This window comes from Streptomyces sp. NBC_00316 (genome assembly GCF_036158715.1).
In the GTDB taxonomy this organism is placed as follows: domain Bacteria; phylum Actinomycetota; class Actinomycetes; order Streptomycetales; family Streptomycetaceae; genus Streptomyces.
In genome coordinates, this window is sequence record NZ_CP108023.1 from 2584437 (window position 1) to 2599534 (window position 15098).

General features: G+C 70.2%; 12 protein-coding genes. 3 read left to right on the forward strand and 9 right to left on the reverse strand.

Going from position 1 to position 15098, the window contains the following annotated elements:
* Window positions 1-61 precede the first annotated feature (61 nt).
* Window positions 62-1234: a trypsin-like serine peptidase gene (locus tag OG878_RS11410; RefSeq protein WP_328886682.1), complete on the forward strand. Its 1173-nt coding sequence runs from the start codon at window positions 62-64 to the stop codon at window positions 1232-1234.
* A 76-nt stretch (window positions 1235-1310) separates the two neighbouring features.
* On the opposite strand, the gene hflX is transcribed toward OG878_RS11410, so the two are convergent.
* From hflX to miaA, 6 genes are all read right to left on the reverse strand, one after another.
* Window positions 1311-2831, reverse strand: a complete 1521-nt coding sequence (hflX, locus tag OG878_RS11415; RefSeq protein WP_277328752.1) for a GTPase HflX — start codon at window positions 2829-2831, stop codon at window positions 1311-1313.
* Window positions 2832-2975: 144 nt separating this feature from the next.
* Window positions 2976-4430, reverse strand: coding sequence for a M1 family metallopeptidase (locus OG878_RS11420; protein ID WP_328886683.1), 1455 nt, complete (start codon window positions 4428-4430; stop codon window positions 2976-2978).
* Window positions 4431-4531: 101 nt separating this feature from the next.
* Window positions 4532-6667, reverse strand: a complete 2136-nt coding sequence (locus OG878_RS11425) for a RelA/SpoT family protein (protein ID WP_328886684.1) — start codon at window positions 6665-6667, stop codon at window positions 4532-4534.
* Between the two features lie 140 nt (window positions 6668-6807).
* Entirely contained in the window at window positions 6808-7680 is an 873-nt protein-coding gene (gene dapF / locus OG878_RS11430; protein WP_328886685.1) for a diaminopimelate epimerase, read from the reverse strand.
* 116 nt (window positions 7681-7796) lie between these two features.
* On the reverse strand, window positions 7797-8234 hold the full coding sequence (locus OG878_RS11435) for a hypothetical protein (protein WP_328891207.1): 438 nt from the start codon (window positions 8232-8234) through the stop codon (window positions 7797-7799).
* Window positions 8235-8341: 107 nt separating this feature from the next.
* Entirely contained in the window at window positions 8342-9280 is a 939-nt protein-coding gene (gene miaA, locus OG878_RS11440; protein ID WP_328886686.1) for a tRNA (adenosine(37)-N6)-dimethylallyltransferase MiaA, read from the reverse strand.
* A 302-nt stretch (window positions 9281-9582) separates the two neighbouring features.
* Between miaA and OG878_RS11445 the strand changes: the two genes are divergently transcribed.
* The gene (locus tag OG878_RS11445) at window positions 9583-9819 is read left to right on the forward strand and encodes an antitoxin (RefSeq protein WP_328886687.1); all 237 of its coding nucleotides are present in this window, start codon (window positions 9583-9585) and stop codon (window positions 9817-9819) included.
* A 102-nt stretch (window positions 9820-9921) separates the two neighbouring features.
* On the opposite strand, the gene OG878_RS11450 is transcribed toward OG878_RS11445, so the two are convergent.
* The gene (locus tag OG878_RS11450; protein WP_328886688.1) at window positions 9922-10641 is read right to left on the reverse strand and encodes a class III extradiol dioxygenase subunit B-like domain-containing protein; all 720 of its coding nucleotides are present in this window, start codon (window positions 10639-10641) and stop codon (window positions 9922-9924) included.
* 189 nt (window positions 10642-10830) lie between these two features.
* On the reverse strand, window positions 10831-12351 hold the full coding sequence (gene miaB / locus OG878_RS11455; RefSeq protein WP_328886689.1) for a tRNA (N6-isopentenyl adenosine(37)-C2)-methylthiotransferase MiaB: 1521 nt from the start codon (window positions 12349-12351) through the stop codon (window positions 10831-10833).
* A gap of 273 nt (window positions 12352-12624) precedes the next feature.
* On the opposite strand from miaB, the gene OG878_RS11460 reads away from it, so the two are divergent.
* Window positions 12625-13623, forward strand: coding sequence for a TAXI family TRAP transporter solute-binding subunit (locus tag OG878_RS11460; RefSeq protein WP_328886690.1), 999 nt, complete (start codon window positions 12625-12627; stop codon window positions 13621-13623).
* 75 nt (window positions 13624-13698) lie between these two features.
* Here OG878_RS11460 and OG878_RS11465 read toward each other — a convergent pair whose 3' ends face one another.
* Window positions 13699-15093 (reverse strand): sensor histidine kinase, encoded by a 1395-nt coding sequence (locus tag OG878_RS11465; RefSeq protein ID WP_328886691.1) that lies wholly within the window; start codon window positions 15091-15093, stop codon window positions 13699-13701.
* Window positions 15094-15098 lie beyond the last annotated feature (5 nt).

Below are 15098 nucleotides of genomic sequence, written 5' to 3' on the forward strand. Positions count from 1 at the left end.
CCCGCCACCCATCACATGACACGCTCATGGCAATCATCGAAGATTCAGGGGGAATCTCTCCATGCGATCCATACGTCCGCTGCTCGCCGCGACCGGCCTCGTCGCCGCGCTCGCGCTGTCGGCCACGGCCTGCGGTCCGGGCGAGGACACCGCGGCCGACAAGCCGGCCGCCACCGAGTCCGCCCAGGGCAACGACGGCAGTGGCTCCATACCCGCTGATCTGGCCGAGACACTCAGGAAGCACGGCGTCGACCCGGAGAAGTGGAAGAACGGCGAGTGGAAGAACTGGGACAAGGACAAGTGGCTGCGTGAAGCCAAGGACTTCGTCAATCCCGTGATCGACGGGCTGTGGAAGCCCGAGCGGATGAAATCCGCCAAGGACCCGGCGAAGACGATGGCGGCCAGTGACTTCTCCGGTGACCGGGGCGTCTCGGACCCGGAGCCCGCGCCGGTCGAGGCGCAGCCCGAGGACCTGCCGTACCACGAGCATGCGGCCCCGGTCGGCAAGGTGTTCTTCGACTCCCCGGAGGGCTCCATGGTCTGCTCGGGAACGGTCGTCAAGGACCCGAAGAATCCGGGCAGGTCCAACCTGGTGTGGACTGCGGGGCACTGTGTGCACGCCGGCGCGAAGGGCGGCTGGTACCGCAACATCGTCTTCGTCCCCGCGTACAACGACAAGGGCAAGTCCGCTGCCGCGCTGGAGAACGCCCAGCCGCAGGAGATCGCCCCGTACGGCGCGTTCTGGGCCGACTGGGCCGCATCCTCCGGCGAGTGGATCTCCGCGGGCGGCCCCACCGGCGGCGGGGGTGCGCCGTACGACTACGCGGTGCTGCACGTGAAGCCGCAGAACGGCACGAAGTCCCTCGAGGAGACCGTGGGCAACGCCCTGCCGGTCAACTTCGACGCCCCCGAGATCTCGCAGATCGGCGCGATGGGCGCCTGGGGCTACCCGGCGGCTCCCCCGTACAACGGTCTGATCATGCACAAGTGTGTCGACCGCCCCGGCCGGCTCTCCGTCAGCCCCAGCACGCCGACGATGTACCGCATCGGCTGCACGATGACCGGCGGTTCCTCCGGTGGCGGCTGGTTCAGCGAGGGCGCCGACGGCAAGCTGGCTCTGGTGTCCAACACGTCCATCGGCCCGGTGACTTCCGGCTGGCTCGCAGGCCCGCACCTGGGCCAGGGCGCGCAGGAGATCTTCACGATGATGAGCGACAGGTTCGGCGGCCGGTAACAGGCCCCGTTCATGCCCGAAGGCCCGAACCCAAGTTGCGAGGGGTCGGGCCTTCGGTCCGTACGGTGCCGCGCGGTCAGTGCGCCGCGAGCGCGAACGCCGCGAGGTCCGCGGCCAGTTCCTCATGCACTCGGGCCTTGAGCAGCGTGCCTTCCGAGGTGTGTTCCTCGGAGATCACTTCGCCGTCGGCGTGCACTCGGGAGACAAGTCCGCCGTGGGTGTACGGAACGAGCGCCTCGATCTCGACCGACGGCCGCGGCAGTTCCCTGTCGATGAGCGCGAGCAGCTCCTCGATACCGGCACCGGTACGCGCCGAGACGGCGATGGCGTGCTTCTCGATCCGCAGCAGCCGCTGCAGGACCACCGGGTCGGCCGCGTCCGCCTTGTTGATCACCACGATCTCGGGCACGTCCAGCGCACCCACGTCGCGGATCACTTCACGCACCGCCGCGAGCTGCTCCTCGGGCACCGGGTGGGCACCGTCCACCACATGGAGGATCAGGTCGGATTCGCCGACCTCCTCCATCGTGGAGCGGAACGCCTCGACGAGATGGTGCGGCAGATGCCGTACGAACCCGACGGTGTCGGCCAGCGTGTAGATCCGGCCGGTCGGCGTCTCCGCCCGGCGGACGGTCGGGTCCAGCGTGGCGAACAGTGCGTTCTCCACGAGGACGCCCGCACCGGTCAGCCGGTTGAGGAGCGAGGACTTGCCTGCGTTGGTGTAGCCGGCGATGGCGACCGAGGGCACCTTGTTGCGCTTGCGCTCCTGCCGCTTGATCTCGCGCCCGGTCTTCATCTCCGCGATCTCCCGGCGCATCTTCGCCATCTTCTCGCGGATCCGACGCCGGTCCGTCTCGATCTTGGTCTCACCAGGGCCACGGGTTGCCATGCCGCCACCGCCGCTGGAACCGCCGCCACCCATCTGACGGGAGAGCGACTGACCCCAACCGCGCAGTCGCGGCAGCATGTACTGCATCTGTGCCAGCGAGACCTGTGCCTTGCCCTCTCGGGACTTGGCGTGCTGGGCGAAGATGTCGAGGATCAGTGCGGTCCGGTCGACCACCTTGACCTTGACGACGTCTTCGAGATGGATGAGCTGGCCGGGGCTGAGCTCACCGTCGCAGACGACGGTGTCGGCCCCTGATTCGAGGACGATGTCGCGCAGCTCCAGCGCCTTGCCCGAGCCGATGTACGTGGCCGGGTCGGGCTTGTCACGGCGCTGGAAGACGGCGTCGAGCACCTGGGCGCCCGCCGTCTCCGCAAGCGCTGCAAGCTCCGCGAGCGAATTCTCGGCGTCCTGCACGGTCCCCGTGGTCCAGACACCGACCAGTACCACACGCTCCAGGCGCAGCTGTCGGTACTCGACCTCGGTGACGTCCTCGAGCTCCGTGGAGAGACCCGCCACACGCCGCAGCGCCGCACGCTCGGAACGGTCGAACTGCTCGCCGTCCCGCTCTCCGTCGATCTCGTGGCTCCAGGCGACGTCCTCTTCCATCAGGGCGTCGGCCCGAAGGCTTTCGGTGAGGCTCTCGGTGACGTTCTCCGTGGCACTCTGCGCATTCCGCGCGTCCTGGGGAAGGGAAGAAGAGGAGGTCATTGGATCCTTACGTCGATAGAAGTCCGTTACGTCAGTCACAACGCGTGACGTGCCCGGAAGATTCCCCTCGGGGAGAATCTCCGGTCCGGCCGCCGTGGCAACCCGTCGATAGTGGCATGCCCCCGTCGGGCCCGTCATCCCGGTTTACCGCTGTCCGGCGGGCTTCGCGGAGTGCCAGTCCGGATGCCCGGGCATCGGCGGCGTCTTCTTCCCGTACAGCCAGCCGTCGAAGAACGCGGTCAGATCGCGCCCCGCAATCCGCGAAGCCAGCCGGACGAAGTCGGACGTGCTCGCGGTGGAGTCCCGGTGGGCCTTCACCCAGCGGCGTTCCAGCAGGTCGAAGGCGGACTCGCCGATCTCCTGACGCAGCGCGTAGAGGACCAGTGCGCTGCCGTCGTACACCACCGGCCGGAAGATGCTGATCTTCCCGCCCGGCGACGGCGGCTTGGGACGGGCGGGCGGGCCTCCGGTGGCGCGCCAGCCGTCCGACCTGGTGTACGCGTTGCGCATCCGGCGCTCCAGCGGTTGTTTTGCGTGCTCTGCCGCGTAACGGGCCTCGTACCAGCTGGCATGTCCCTCGTTCAGCCAGAGATCGGACCAGGCCTGCGGGGAGACGCTGTCGCCGAACCAGTGATGCGCCAGCTCGTGCACCATGATCGATTCGAGGTACCACTCGGGGTATCCACCAGAGGTGAAGAGGGACCGTTCGAAGAGCGTGAGCGTCTGGGTCTCCAGCTCGAAGCCGGTCTGCGTGTCGGCGATCAGCAGTCCGTAGGTCTCGAAGGGGTACCGCCCGACCTGCCGCTCCATCCATTCCAGCTGCCCCGGCGTCTTCTTCAGCCAGCGTTCGAGCCGCTTGGCGTCGGCGGCCGGCACCACGTCGCGGACCGGCAGCCGATGGGGTCCCGTCCGCCGCACGACGGCGGAGCGCCCGATGGAGACCTGGGCCAGCTCGGTGGCCATGGGATGTTCGGTCCGGTACGTCCAGGTGGTCGATGAGCCGTGCCGCACCGTGCCGGCAGGCAGTCCGTTGGCGACCACCGTCAGGCCCCGGGGCGCCGTGACCCGGAAGGTGAAGTACGCCTTGTCGGCGGGGTGGTCGTTGCTGGGGAAGACCCGGTGCGCGGCGTCGGCCTGGTTGGCCATGGCCAGCCCGTCGGAGGTGCGCAGCCAGCCTCCGCTGTTCTGGTCGCCGCTCGGGTCGCTGGTGTGCCGGACGGTGATGCGGAGCGGCACTCCGGCCGGAAGCCTGCCGATGGGCCGGACGACCAGATCCTCGCCCGCGACGGCGAAGTCGGCACGCAGACCGTTGACGTCGACGCTACGGACGGTGCCGCGGGTGAAGTCGAGGTTGATCCGGTCCAGCGGTTCGGTGGTTCGTGCGTCGATCGTGGTGACGGCGTCCAGGGGCTTGGTGTTGCTGCCGTGATAGGTGAACCCGATGTCGTACGAGAGGACGTCGTAGCCCGGGTTGCCGAGGTGCGGGAAGAGCGGGTCCCCGATGCCGAGCGGCACGGGTGCGGGCAGGGTGGCGGCAACGAGGGTGGCCGATGCAACGGCCAGCAGGGCGGCCCGCAGGCGGCGGGGGATGAACGGCATGGACTACGGCTACCAGCGACGACTGCCGGTACGGGCGCGGCGCGCGCCGCGCCACTCGAACGAGGGGCCGCCGCGGCAGCTGGGCGCTGCCCGGCGCCCGGTCAGACGGCGGCGGCCGGGTGCTGGGCGCGGCTCACGTCGTACACCCCCGGTACGTCACGCATCGCGCGCATCAGCGCGGGCAGTCCGGCGGCGTCCGGGAGCTGAAGCGTGTAGGTGTGGCGTACGCGCTGTTCACTGGGGGGTTCGACGGTGGCGGAAATGATCGCGGCGTCCGCCGTCGCGATGGCCTCGGTGAGGTCGGCGAGCAGCCGGGGCCGTCCGAAGGACTCGGCGACCAGAGTGACCCGGCACTCCGCCGTGTCGCCCCAGCCGACGGCGACGGGCGTTCGGCCGGCGGCCTGCATCCGGGCCACTGCGGGACACTCCTGCCGGTGCACGGTGACGGCGCCGCCTCGCACGGTGAATCCGGTGACGGCGTCGGGGGGTACGGGGGTACAGCATCCGGCGAGACGTACGGGGGCGTCCGGCCGGCCCGCTACGACCGTCGCCGGAGAGCCCGCGGACCGGCTGCCTCCGGGGCGTGCAGGGTTCATGGACTGTGGCCCGGGCCTGCTGCCCGCAGGCCGGCTGCTGGAGGGCCGCTGGGCGTCCTCCGGGTGGGCTCCGAGCCAGCCGGTGATCGCAATGCGCGCGGCGGGCGTACGGGCATGGTCGAGCCAGTCGGGCGAGGGGCCGGATGCCGCGTCCTCGGCGAGCAGAAGCTGCACGGTGTCTCCGTCGCTGAGCACGGTGGAGAGCGTGGCGAGCCGGCCGTTGACCCGGGCCCCGATACAGCTGTGCGCATCGTTGCCGTACTGGGCATAGGCGGCGTCGACGCAGCTGGCTCCGGCGGGGAGCCCGAGCGTGCCGCCGTCGGTGCGGAACACCGTGATCTCACGGTCCTCGGCGAGGTCGGCGCGGAGCGTGGTCCAGAAGGTGTCCGGGTCGGGGGCGGCCTGTTGCCAGTCCAGGAGCCGGGAGAGCCATCCGGGCCGGGTCGGGTCGGCACGCTCGCCGTCCGCGGGTTCGGCCATCGACGCCGGGGCGCCGTCCGCGGTGCCGGGATTACCGAGCGCGATGACGCCCGCTTCGGCGACCTTGTGCATCTGATGCGTACGGATGAGAACTTCCGCGACCGCGCCGTGCGCCCCGACCACCGCGGTGTGCAGCGACTGGTACAGGTTGAACTTGGGCGCCGCGATGAAGTCCTTGAACTCGGAGATCACCGGGGTGAAACACGTGTGGAGTTCGCCGAGGACGGCATAGCAGTCGGCGTCCTCGCCCACGAGCACCAGCAGCCGGCCGAAGTCGGTACCGCGCAGTTCGCCGCGTTTGATCCGGACACGGTGCACGGAGACGTGGTGGCGTGGCCTGATCAGGACTTCCGCGGGAATGCCGGCGTCCCGCAGCACGGCTCTGACGTTCTCGGCGATGACGGAGAGGGGGTCCCCGGAGGCGGCCGACCCGGCCGAGGCCGCGGCGATCAGTGCCCGGGTGTGTTCGTACTCCTCGGGATGGAGGATCGCGAAGACAAGATCCTCCAGCTCGATCTTGAGCGCCTGCACCCCTAGCCGTTCGGCGAGGGGGATCAGCACATCACGGGTGACCTTGGCGATCCTCGCCTGCTTCTCGGGGCGCATCACCCCGAGGGTGCGCATGTTGTGCAGCCGGTCGGCCAGCTTGATCGACATCACCCGGACGTCGTCCCCGGTGGCGACGAGCATCTTGCGGAAGGTCTCGGGCTCGGCGGCCGCCCCGTAGTCGACCTTCTCCAGTTTGGTGACGCCGTCGACGAGATAGCAGACCTCTTCGCCGAACTGTTCCCGTACCTGGTCGAGGGTCACCTCGGTGTCCTCGACGGTGTCATGGAGCAGGGACGCGGTCAGCGTGGTCGTCTCGGCGCCGAGCTCTGCGAGGATCAGGGTGACGGCGAGGGGATGCGTGATGTACGGCTCGCCGCTCTTGCGCATCTGCCCCCGGTGCGAGGACTCCGCCAGGAGATAGGCCTTGCGCAGGACGCTCAGGTCGGCGTCCGGATGGTGGGCCCGGTGGGCCTCTGCGACGTGTCCGATCGCGTCGGGCAGCCGGTCGCGGGAGACGGGGCCGAGAGCGACGCGGCCGAGCCTGCGGAGATCGATCCGGGGACGGCCTCGTCTGCGGATGGGAGCACCTGGATTGGTGGCCTCTGCGCTCATGGGGCACCTCCGGCAACGTCGACCGGCGGTGGGGAGGTGCGGACGCGCCTCCGGGCCGGTGCTTGATGCTACCGACCCCACCACGTGGCGGAGTCCGGCTCTCGCTCAGCGTGAAACGGATCACCCATTCGAGCGAAGCTCTAGCCTCGCGCCGTTTCGAGCCAGGCCGGATCGATCACGCCTTCGGCGACGATCACGGCGGCTCCGGTCATCTCGATCTCGCCGTCCGGCTGCTCGGTGATCACCAGGGTGCCACCGGGCAGGTCGACGGTGTACGTGACAGGAGTGCCGGTCTCGGCGGGGTCCGCGCCGTCCCTGCGGGCTGCCGCGACGGCCACGGCGCAGGCGCCGGTGCCGCAGGAACGTGTCTCGCCGGAACCGCGCTCGTGGACCCGCATCGCGACATGGCGCGGTCCGCGATCGACCACGAACTCGATGTTCACACCGTCGGGGTAGACGGCGGCGGGGGCGAACGGCGGTACGGAGAGCAGCTCACCGGCGTGCGCCAGGTCGTCGACGAACGCGACCGCGTGGGGGTTGCCCATGTTCACGTTCCGGGCGTCCCAGCTGCGGCCGTTCACCGTCACGGTGACGCCGGCCCCGGGGAGCAGGGCACGCCCCATGGAGACCGTGACCTCGCCGCCCTTGGCGATGTGCACCCTCTTCACGCCGCCACGGGTCGCGACCGCGAGGTCACCCTCCTCGACGAGCCCGGCGCGCTGCAGATAACGGGCGAAGACCCGCACGCCATTGCCGCACATCTCGGCGACGGAGCCGTCGGCATTGCGGTAGTCCATGAACCACTCGGCCGCGTCTGCCATGGCCTGCGCCTCGGGGTGCGCGGCCGACCGGACGACGTGCAGCAGCCCGTCACCGCCGATACCGGCCCGGCGGTCGCAGAGCCGGGCGACGACGGATGCGGGCAGGTCGACGGCGTTGTCCGGGTCGGGAACGATCACGAAGTCGTTCTCGGTGCCGTGACCCTTGAGGAAGGCGATCTGCGAGGTGCTCACAGGGCAACTGTACGAGGCGGTACCGACAGTGGACGAAGGCGGGCCGCACGGCCGGCGGCTCGGACCGGTGGGAGCTCAGCCGCCCCGGACCCGCACGGGGCACGCCGGGCTCCGCCTCACCGCAGTCGGGCCACGCGCCAGACGGCCAGCGCGACCAGCACCGTGCACACCGCCACGTACAACGCGATCACGCGCCAGTCGGGGCGCTCGCCCGCACCCCTGGGCGGCAGTCCCGGCCAGGTGTGTCCGACGCGGCGGGCGGCCATCATGCCCCAGCCCGCGGCGCAGCAGCTGATCAGCAGACCCAGCATGGCAACGACCGCACCGCCGTCGCCGAACTCGAAGGCGAGCGGGAAGGCGAACATCAGCGAGCCGACCGCCGCGAGCATGACGATCGGGGCGAGCTGCCAGATCCGCAGACGGCGTGCGGGCCGCAGCTCGACCTCGACCTCGGGGGTCACCTGGAGCTCGTCGGGCCCGTCAGGGCTCAGACGTCCCGCTTCGTGCTGCGTGTCCGGTGCGTCCTGCTCTGTGTCGCGAGGGCCGGCCTCCATCGCCACGCGCCCTCCCAACTCGGACTCCACTGGTGGATCGATGCTCGATGATGGCACGCTCCTGGTCACCGAAATGACTGGCAGGGCTTCCCGATGCCATCACGTGATCAGGCTGTAACCGCCCGTTCGACCAACGCCAGAGCCTGCCGCGGGAGTTCCCCTCGGTGATCGGCGGCTCCATTCAGCCAGTGGACGCGCGGGTCTCGTCTGAACCAGGAGTCCTGGCGGCGCGCGAAGCGTTTGGTGGCGCGTACCGTCTCGGCGCGCGCCTCCTCCTCGGTGCACTCCCGCGCCAGCGCGGCGAGCACCTGCTGGTAGCCCAGGGCCCTGGAGGCGGTGCGCCCTTCGCGCAGCCCCTGCGCCTCCAGAGCGCGCACCTCGTCCACGAGCCCGTCCTCCCACATCCGGTCGACCCGGAGGGTGATGCGTTCGTCGAGTTCGGGGCGGGCCACGTCGACCCCGATCTGAACGGCGTCGTAGACCGCCTCGCCACCCGGAAGGTTGGCGGTGAACGGCTTGCCGGTGATCTCGATGACCTCGAGCGCCCGGACGATACGGCGCCCGTTGCTCGGCAGGATGGCCCGGCCCGCCTCGGGGTCAGCGGCCGCCAGCCGCTCGTGAAGCGCGCCGGAACCCTGCTCCGCCAGCTCCTGCTCCAGCACGGCGCGTACGCCGGGGTCGGTTCCGGGGAACTCCAGCGCGTCGATGGCGCCCTTCACGTACAGCCCGGAGCCGCCGACCAGGACAGGGGTGCGGCCCTCCGAGAGCAGCCGGTCGATCTCGATGCGGGCCAGCCGCTGGTATTCCGCCACACTGGCGGTCTCGGTGACGTCCCAGATGTCCAGCAGCCGATGGGGGACGGATCCTCGCTCCGCGAGTGTCAGTTTCGCGGTGCCGATGTCCATCCCCCGGTAGAGCTGCATGGAGTCGGCGTTGACCACTTCGCCACCGAGCTGCTGGGCAAGAAATACCCCCAGATCCGACTTTCCGGCTGCGGTGGGACCGACGACGGCGATGACCCGCGGTGCGGGAGATGGACTGCTCACTGCCCCAGTCTCGCAAACCTCTTGACCTCTTCCCGAACGAGCTACGTGACGACGCCACGCCGGACTCGTTGGCGGTCAGGAGGCGATCAGCACGTTCGCGTACGCGACTGTGGCCTCCGCTCGGCGCGGAACTCCGCTCGCGCGAGTAAAATATGGATCACATATGGGCGTTATTTCACGGTTTCGTCATCACCCTCAGGGGCGGTCGAACCGGTGGCCAACGAAGTCGTGGCTGCCGTGAGGGCGTCAGCCCGGGCCGGAGAGAGCGCCCGTTTCCAGTCCCCCAGCAGAGAAGGTGCCCGATGGGCTTCATGGACAGTCTGAAGGCCAAGCTGAGCCCGGCGAAGGGCAAGGTCGGCGACTTTGCGCAGCAGCACGGGGACAAGATCGACCAAGGGCTCGACAAGGCCGCTCGCACAGTCGATCAAAAGACCAAGGGTAAGTACACCGACAAGATCGAGTCCGGCACACAGAAAGCCAAGGATGCGGTCGATCGGCTGTCCCACATCGGCGAAGGTGGTACGCCGCCGGCTTCCTGACCCCGGCACCTTCACGTGATGTCACGCCACTGACGGCCGGGGAACGGGCCGTCCCGCCCCTCGGCCGGCAGCACCGTGCCACGGGCTCCGAGCGGCGCGGCCTCAGGACCAGGTGGCGACCGTGTAGCCCACGCCGTACGGAGCGTCCTCGTACAACAGGCGACCGGTCAGCCCGGCCCCCTCCGCCGCGCCCGCGAGGACCTGCCAGGGCGCCCGCCCCGCTGCCTTCAGTTCGTACGCCAGCGACTCGTCCAGCGCGCTCAGTACGGCGAGGTCCGCGGCACCGAGGGCCCGGGACGCCTCGGCGTCGAACGACGCGGCGCGCTCGTCCAGATAGCCGGGAGCCTTGACGGTGCGGCAGGCACTGCCGTCGCCCATGACCAACAGGGCGACCCGGCCGGCCCTCGCCGCCAGCTCCCGCCCGGCGCTCGTGCAGCGCTCGGCTCGGAGCCTCTCCTCCACCCCGAGGCCCTCGACCGGCGCGTCGGCCCAGTCCGCCCCGGCAAGGAGCCACGCGCCAACGGCGAGCGAGTACGGAAGGGGTCGTTCCGCCCCATCGACGGGGTCTCCCCCGAGCCCGAGCCGTACGTCGGTGTCGACACCGAACCCCTTGAAGGAGCCCGGGGTCCCCTCGGGATACGGACCCTGTCCGTCGAGGTCCGTCGGCCCGACCACGATCAGCAGGTCGGGGCGAGCCGCGGCGAGGACACCCAGGGAGTCGATGCACGCAGTCCTCGCGGCGTCGAGCTCCGATGCGGCACCGGCGGCGACCTCGGGAACCAGCAAGGGCGGACAGGGGCAGACAGCTGCGGCGACAAGCATGCTCGGCAGCGTACTGCGTCGGCTGTCACCCCCGGACCGCACCGCCGCGCCGCCCCCGGACCGCACCGCCGACGCGGATCCGATCGCCCACGAGCCCTGCCGCCCGCACATCACGCACACGGGGCCCGCCCCCGCCGGTTCCCGTCGCATGCGAGTGGTGCCGCCCGGGGGCTCCCGCCGTCCGCCAGGTCAGTCGCACCCGCAGCCGGGAGCCGAGGCGACCGGCAGCGGCGCCGGGGCACCGATGCCGGGCAGTCCCAGCATCACGCCGGCCGGCTTGGCGGCCTCCGCTGCCGTGCGCTTCTCCCATGCGTCCCCGGAACGGGTCCGCCGTACGGCCAGCGGCGCACCCTCGGCAAGCAGGTGGTGCGGGGCGGCGTAGGTGATCTCGACCGTCACCACATCGCCCGGCCGCACGTCCTCGTCCGGCTTGGTGAAGTGGACCAGGCGGTTGTCGGGGGCGCGGCCGGAGAGCCGGTGGGTGGCACCGTCCTTGCGCCCCTCACCCTCCGCGACCATGATCTCCAGGGTCCGGCCGACCTGCTTCTTGTTCTCGTCCCAGGAGATCTCCTCCTGAAGGGCGGACAGGCGCATGTACCGCTCCTGGACGACCTCCTTCGGGATCTGGCCCTCCATGTCCGCGGCGGGGGTTCCGGGGCGCTTGGAGTACTGGAAGGTGAAGGCGTTGGCGAAGCGCGCCTGGCGGACCGCGTGCATGGTCTGCTCGAAGTCCTCCTCGGTCTCGCCGGGGAAGCCCACGATGATGTCCGTGGAGATGGCGGCGTCCGGCATAGCGGCGCGCACCTTCTCGATGATGCCGAGGAAGCGCTCCTGCCGGTACGAGCGCCGCATCGCCTTCAGGATCGTGTCCGAACCCGACTGCATCGGCATGTGCAGCTGCGGCATCACGTTCGGCGTCTCGGCCATCGCCGCGATCACGTCGTCCGTGAAGTCACGGGGATGCGGCGAGGTGAAGCGGACCCGCTCCAGGCCCTCTATCGTCCCGCAGGCCCGCAGCAGCTTGGAGAAGGCCTCGCGGTCACCGATGTCGGAGCCGTACGCGTTCACGTTCTGTCCGAGCAGGGTGATCTCGGAGACGCCCTCGGCGACCAGTGCCTCGATCTCGGCCAGGATGTCGCCGGTACGGCGGTCCTTCTCCTTGCCGCGCAGCGCCGGGACGATGCAGAAGGTGCAGGTGTTGTTGCAGCCGACGGAGATGGAGACCCACGCCGCGTAGGCGGACTCACGACGGGTGGGGAGCGTGGAGGGGAACGCCTCCAGGGATTCGGCGATCTCGATCTGCGCCTCCTCCTGGATACGGGCTCGCTCCAGGAGCACCGGCAGCTTGCCGATGTTGTGCGTCCCGAAGACGACGTCGACCCACGGGGCACGCTGCACGATCGTGTCGCGGTCCTTCTGCGCGAGGCAGCCACCGACCGCGATCTGCATCCCGGGCCGCTTCGTCTTCATCGGGGCGAGCCGGCCGAGATTGCCGTAGAGCTTGTTGTCGGCGTTCTCCCGCACCGCACAGGTGTTGAAGACGACGACATCGGCATCACCGTCGGCGCCCTCGGGCGCACGTACGTAACCCGCGCCTTCCAGCAGCCCCGACAACCGCTCGGAGTCGTGGACGTTCATCTGGCACCCGTAGGTGCGCACCTCGTACGTTTTGGGAGAACTCACGGCATGGTCCTGGACGGCGCTGGTCATCCCTCAAGGGTAGGTGGTCCCCGGAGGAGTCCTTCCCCCACGTTGCGGACCTCAGGGAGCACGGCCCACAGCCTGCTGAAGCCGGTCACCACCGTCACATCCGTCGCCGTCGGCATGTTCCCGGAAGCGGCCCCGTACGGCGCCGGGCCGGCACGGAGACGCAGCCCTGAAGGGACGCGCCCCTCCGGTGCGAGGCGGTACGGGCACCCTCGCCGCCTCCTTCCATAAGCCCTGCCCTGGCCATCACCCCCGGTGAGCTGGCAGGATCGCGCCATGCTCCATGCGCTGACCCGTACCGGCCGGCGGCGAGCCCTGCAGGGGGGCGCCGCGGGCGCCGCCGTTCTCGGGTTGCTGCTGTGGTGGGTACTGCCGCTCGGCGAGCCTTCGCCCAGCGGGTCGCTGACCTTCAGCACCGGGGTACCCAGCGGGGTCTATCAGCGCTACGGCGAGCGGCTCGAAGCAGTGCTCGCCAAGGACATGCCCCGTGCGTCGATACGGCTGCAGACCTCCGAGGGATCCCAGCAGAACATCGAGCGGGTGGCGACGGGGAAGGCCGACTTCACCATCGCCACGACCGACGCCCTGGCCACCTATCTCCGCGACGGCAAGCCCGGTGCCGACCGGCTGCGCGGCTGCGTGCGGCTGTACGACGACTACGTCCAGCTCGTCGTCGCCCGGGACTCGGACATACGACAGGTCTCGGATCTCGCGGGCAAGCGGGTCGGGGTCGGACAGAAGGGTTCGGGCGTGCGGCTGGTGGCCGACCGGCTGATGACGGCCGCGGGCCTTGATCCTGCGCATGACATCACTCCGGATCCGGCAGGTATCGACACGATGCCGAAGCGGTTGGAGAACGGCCTGCTCGACGCGTTCTTCTGGTCCGGCGGACTGCCCACCATCGCGGTGCAGGAGCTGGCGGACCGGTTCGCCATCAGGCTGGTACCGCTGGAACAGCCGCTGATCGCACAGCTTCAGGCAGCCGGGGGACCGACCCGCTACTACCGCTCCGCGGTGATGCCCGCCGACGCCTACCGCCATGTGCAGGGAGGACAGGCCGTGCCCACGGTGGCGGTCGCCAATGTGCTCGTCACCACGGACCGCATGGATGCGGCGATGACCGAGGCGTTCACCCGGACCGTGATCGACAGCCGGGACAGCATCGGGCGCGAGGTGCACGCGGCGCAGCTGGTGGACCTGCGGACGGCGATCTACACGGATCCGCTGCCGCTGCACGACGGCGCCAAGCGCTACTACCGCTCGGTCAAACCCTGAGGTTTCGCGAAGACTCGGTCAGGCCCTGACGGACGCCGGGCAGCACCCCGGCGCCGGTACCGCGTGCCGCACCTCTCAGCCGTGCGGGCCGTTGCGCGGAACCGTCACAGTCACCCGCAGGCCGTGCGGCTCGTGCGGCGCGTACGCGAGGGAGCCGCCACCCGCCGCGAGCAGGGCGCGTGAGATGGACAGCCCGAGGCCTGATCCCCGCACGTTCTGGTGCCGCGTGCTGCGCCAGAAACGGTCGCCGATCCGCTCCAGCTCCTGCTCGGTCAGCCCCGGCCCGCGGTCGGCGACGGCCACCGTGGCGTGGTCGCGGCCTGAGGCGACCGTCAATACGACCTCCTCACCGGCGGGGGTGAACTTGCACGCGTTGTCGATGATGGCGTCGAGGGCGCTCGACAGCGCGATGGGGTCCGCCCAGGCGGTCACGGCCGACGCCCCGTCCACCCTCAGCCGCACGCCGTTCTCCTCGGCGAACGGACGCCACGACGCCACGCGTTCGGCGGTGAGCGCGCCGATGTCCGTGAGCTGGAGATCGGCCGCGGCATGCTCGGCCAGCGCCAGGTCCAGCAGGTCGTCCAGCACCTGGCCGAGGCGCTTGCCCTCGGTACGGACGGAGGCGATCTCCTCGTTCCCTTCGGGGAGTTCGAGCGCGAGGAGCTCGATGCGCAGCAGCAGCGCGGCGAGGGGGTTGCGCAACTGGTGCGACGCGTCGGCGACGAAGGCGCGCTGCTGTTCCAGCACTTCCTCGACGTTGTCGGCCATCTCGTTGAACGAACGGGCCAGACGCCTGAGTTCCGGTGGCCCTCCGGAGGCCACCACACGGGAGCGCATCTTGCCGCTGGCGATGTCGTGCGCCGCCGCGTCCAGAGTCTGGACGGGCAGCAGCACCCAGCCGGTGAGCCGGATCGCCGCGCCGACGGCGACCAGCATCGCGACCACTTCACCGAGCGCGATCAGCAGCCAGCCGCGCATCGTACGGGAACGCATTTCGCCGGTGGGCGAGTCCAGAACCACCACGGCGACCACATCGCCGTCCCGCACCACGGGCGAGGCCACGACGACCCGTCCGCGCTGCCAGGGCCAGACCTGTGGGGGATCATGGCTGCGGCGTCCGAGGAGAGCCTCGCTGAACGCCTCGTGCCCCTCCCCCTCGGACGGAAGCCGCCAGGTCACCGGAGCCGCCGCCATGGCGCTGCGGTCACGGTAGAAGACACCGGCCCGGATTCCGTACACCGAGTCGTACGCCTCGAGCTCGGCCTGCAGCGTGCGGCGCCGTTCATCGGTGCCACCGGTCTGTTCCGTGACGAACTGGGCTAGCGCGGCAAAGCGTGCCGTGTCGTCGATACGGTCGACCACGACGCGCTGCTGCTGGGCGGCAGCCACGCTGACGGCCAGCGGGAAGCCGAGCGCGAGCAGCACGCCCGCCATGAGGATGATGAGCAGGGGAAGGAGACGGGTGCGCACCTGGA

Excerpts from the sequence above, each read along its gene's own strand:
- OG878_RS11410 (WP_328886682.1), top strand. The coding sequence starts at position 62 with ATGCGATCCATACGTCCGCTGCTCGCCGCGACCGGCCTCGTCGCCGCG.
- hflX (WP_277328752.1), bottom strand. The coding sequence starts at position 2,831 with ATGACCTCCTCTTCTTCCCTTCCCCAGGACGCGCGGAATGCGCAGAGT.
- OG878_RS11420 (WP_328886683.1), bottom strand. The coding sequence starts at position 4,430 with ATGCCGTTCATCCCCCGCCGCCTGCGGGCCGCCCTGCTGGCCGTTGCA.
- OG878_RS11425 (WP_328886684.1), bottom strand. The coding sequence starts at position 6,667 with ATGAGCGCAGAGGCCACCAATCCAGGTGCTCCCATCCGCAGACGAGGC.
- OG878_RS11435 (WP_328891207.1), bottom strand. The coding sequence starts at position 8,234 with ATGGAGGCCGGCCCTCGCGACACAGAGCAGGACGCACCGGACACGCAG.
- OG878_RS11445 (WP_328886687.1), top strand. The coding sequence starts at position 9,583 with ATGGGCTTCATGGACAGTCTGAAGGCCAAGCTGAGCCCGGCGAAGGGC.
- OG878_RS11450 (WP_328886688.1), bottom strand. The coding sequence starts at position 10,641 with ATGCTTGTCGCCGCAGCTGTCTGCCCCTGTCCGCCCTTGCTGGTTCCC.
- miaB (WP_328886689.1), bottom strand. The coding sequence starts at position 12,351 with ATGACCAGCGCCGTCCAGGACCATGCCGTGAGTTCTCCCAAAACGTAC.
- OG878_RS11460 (WP_328886690.1), top strand. The coding sequence starts at position 12,625 with ATGCTCCATGCGCTGACCCGTACCGGCCGGCGGCGAGCCCTGCAGGGG.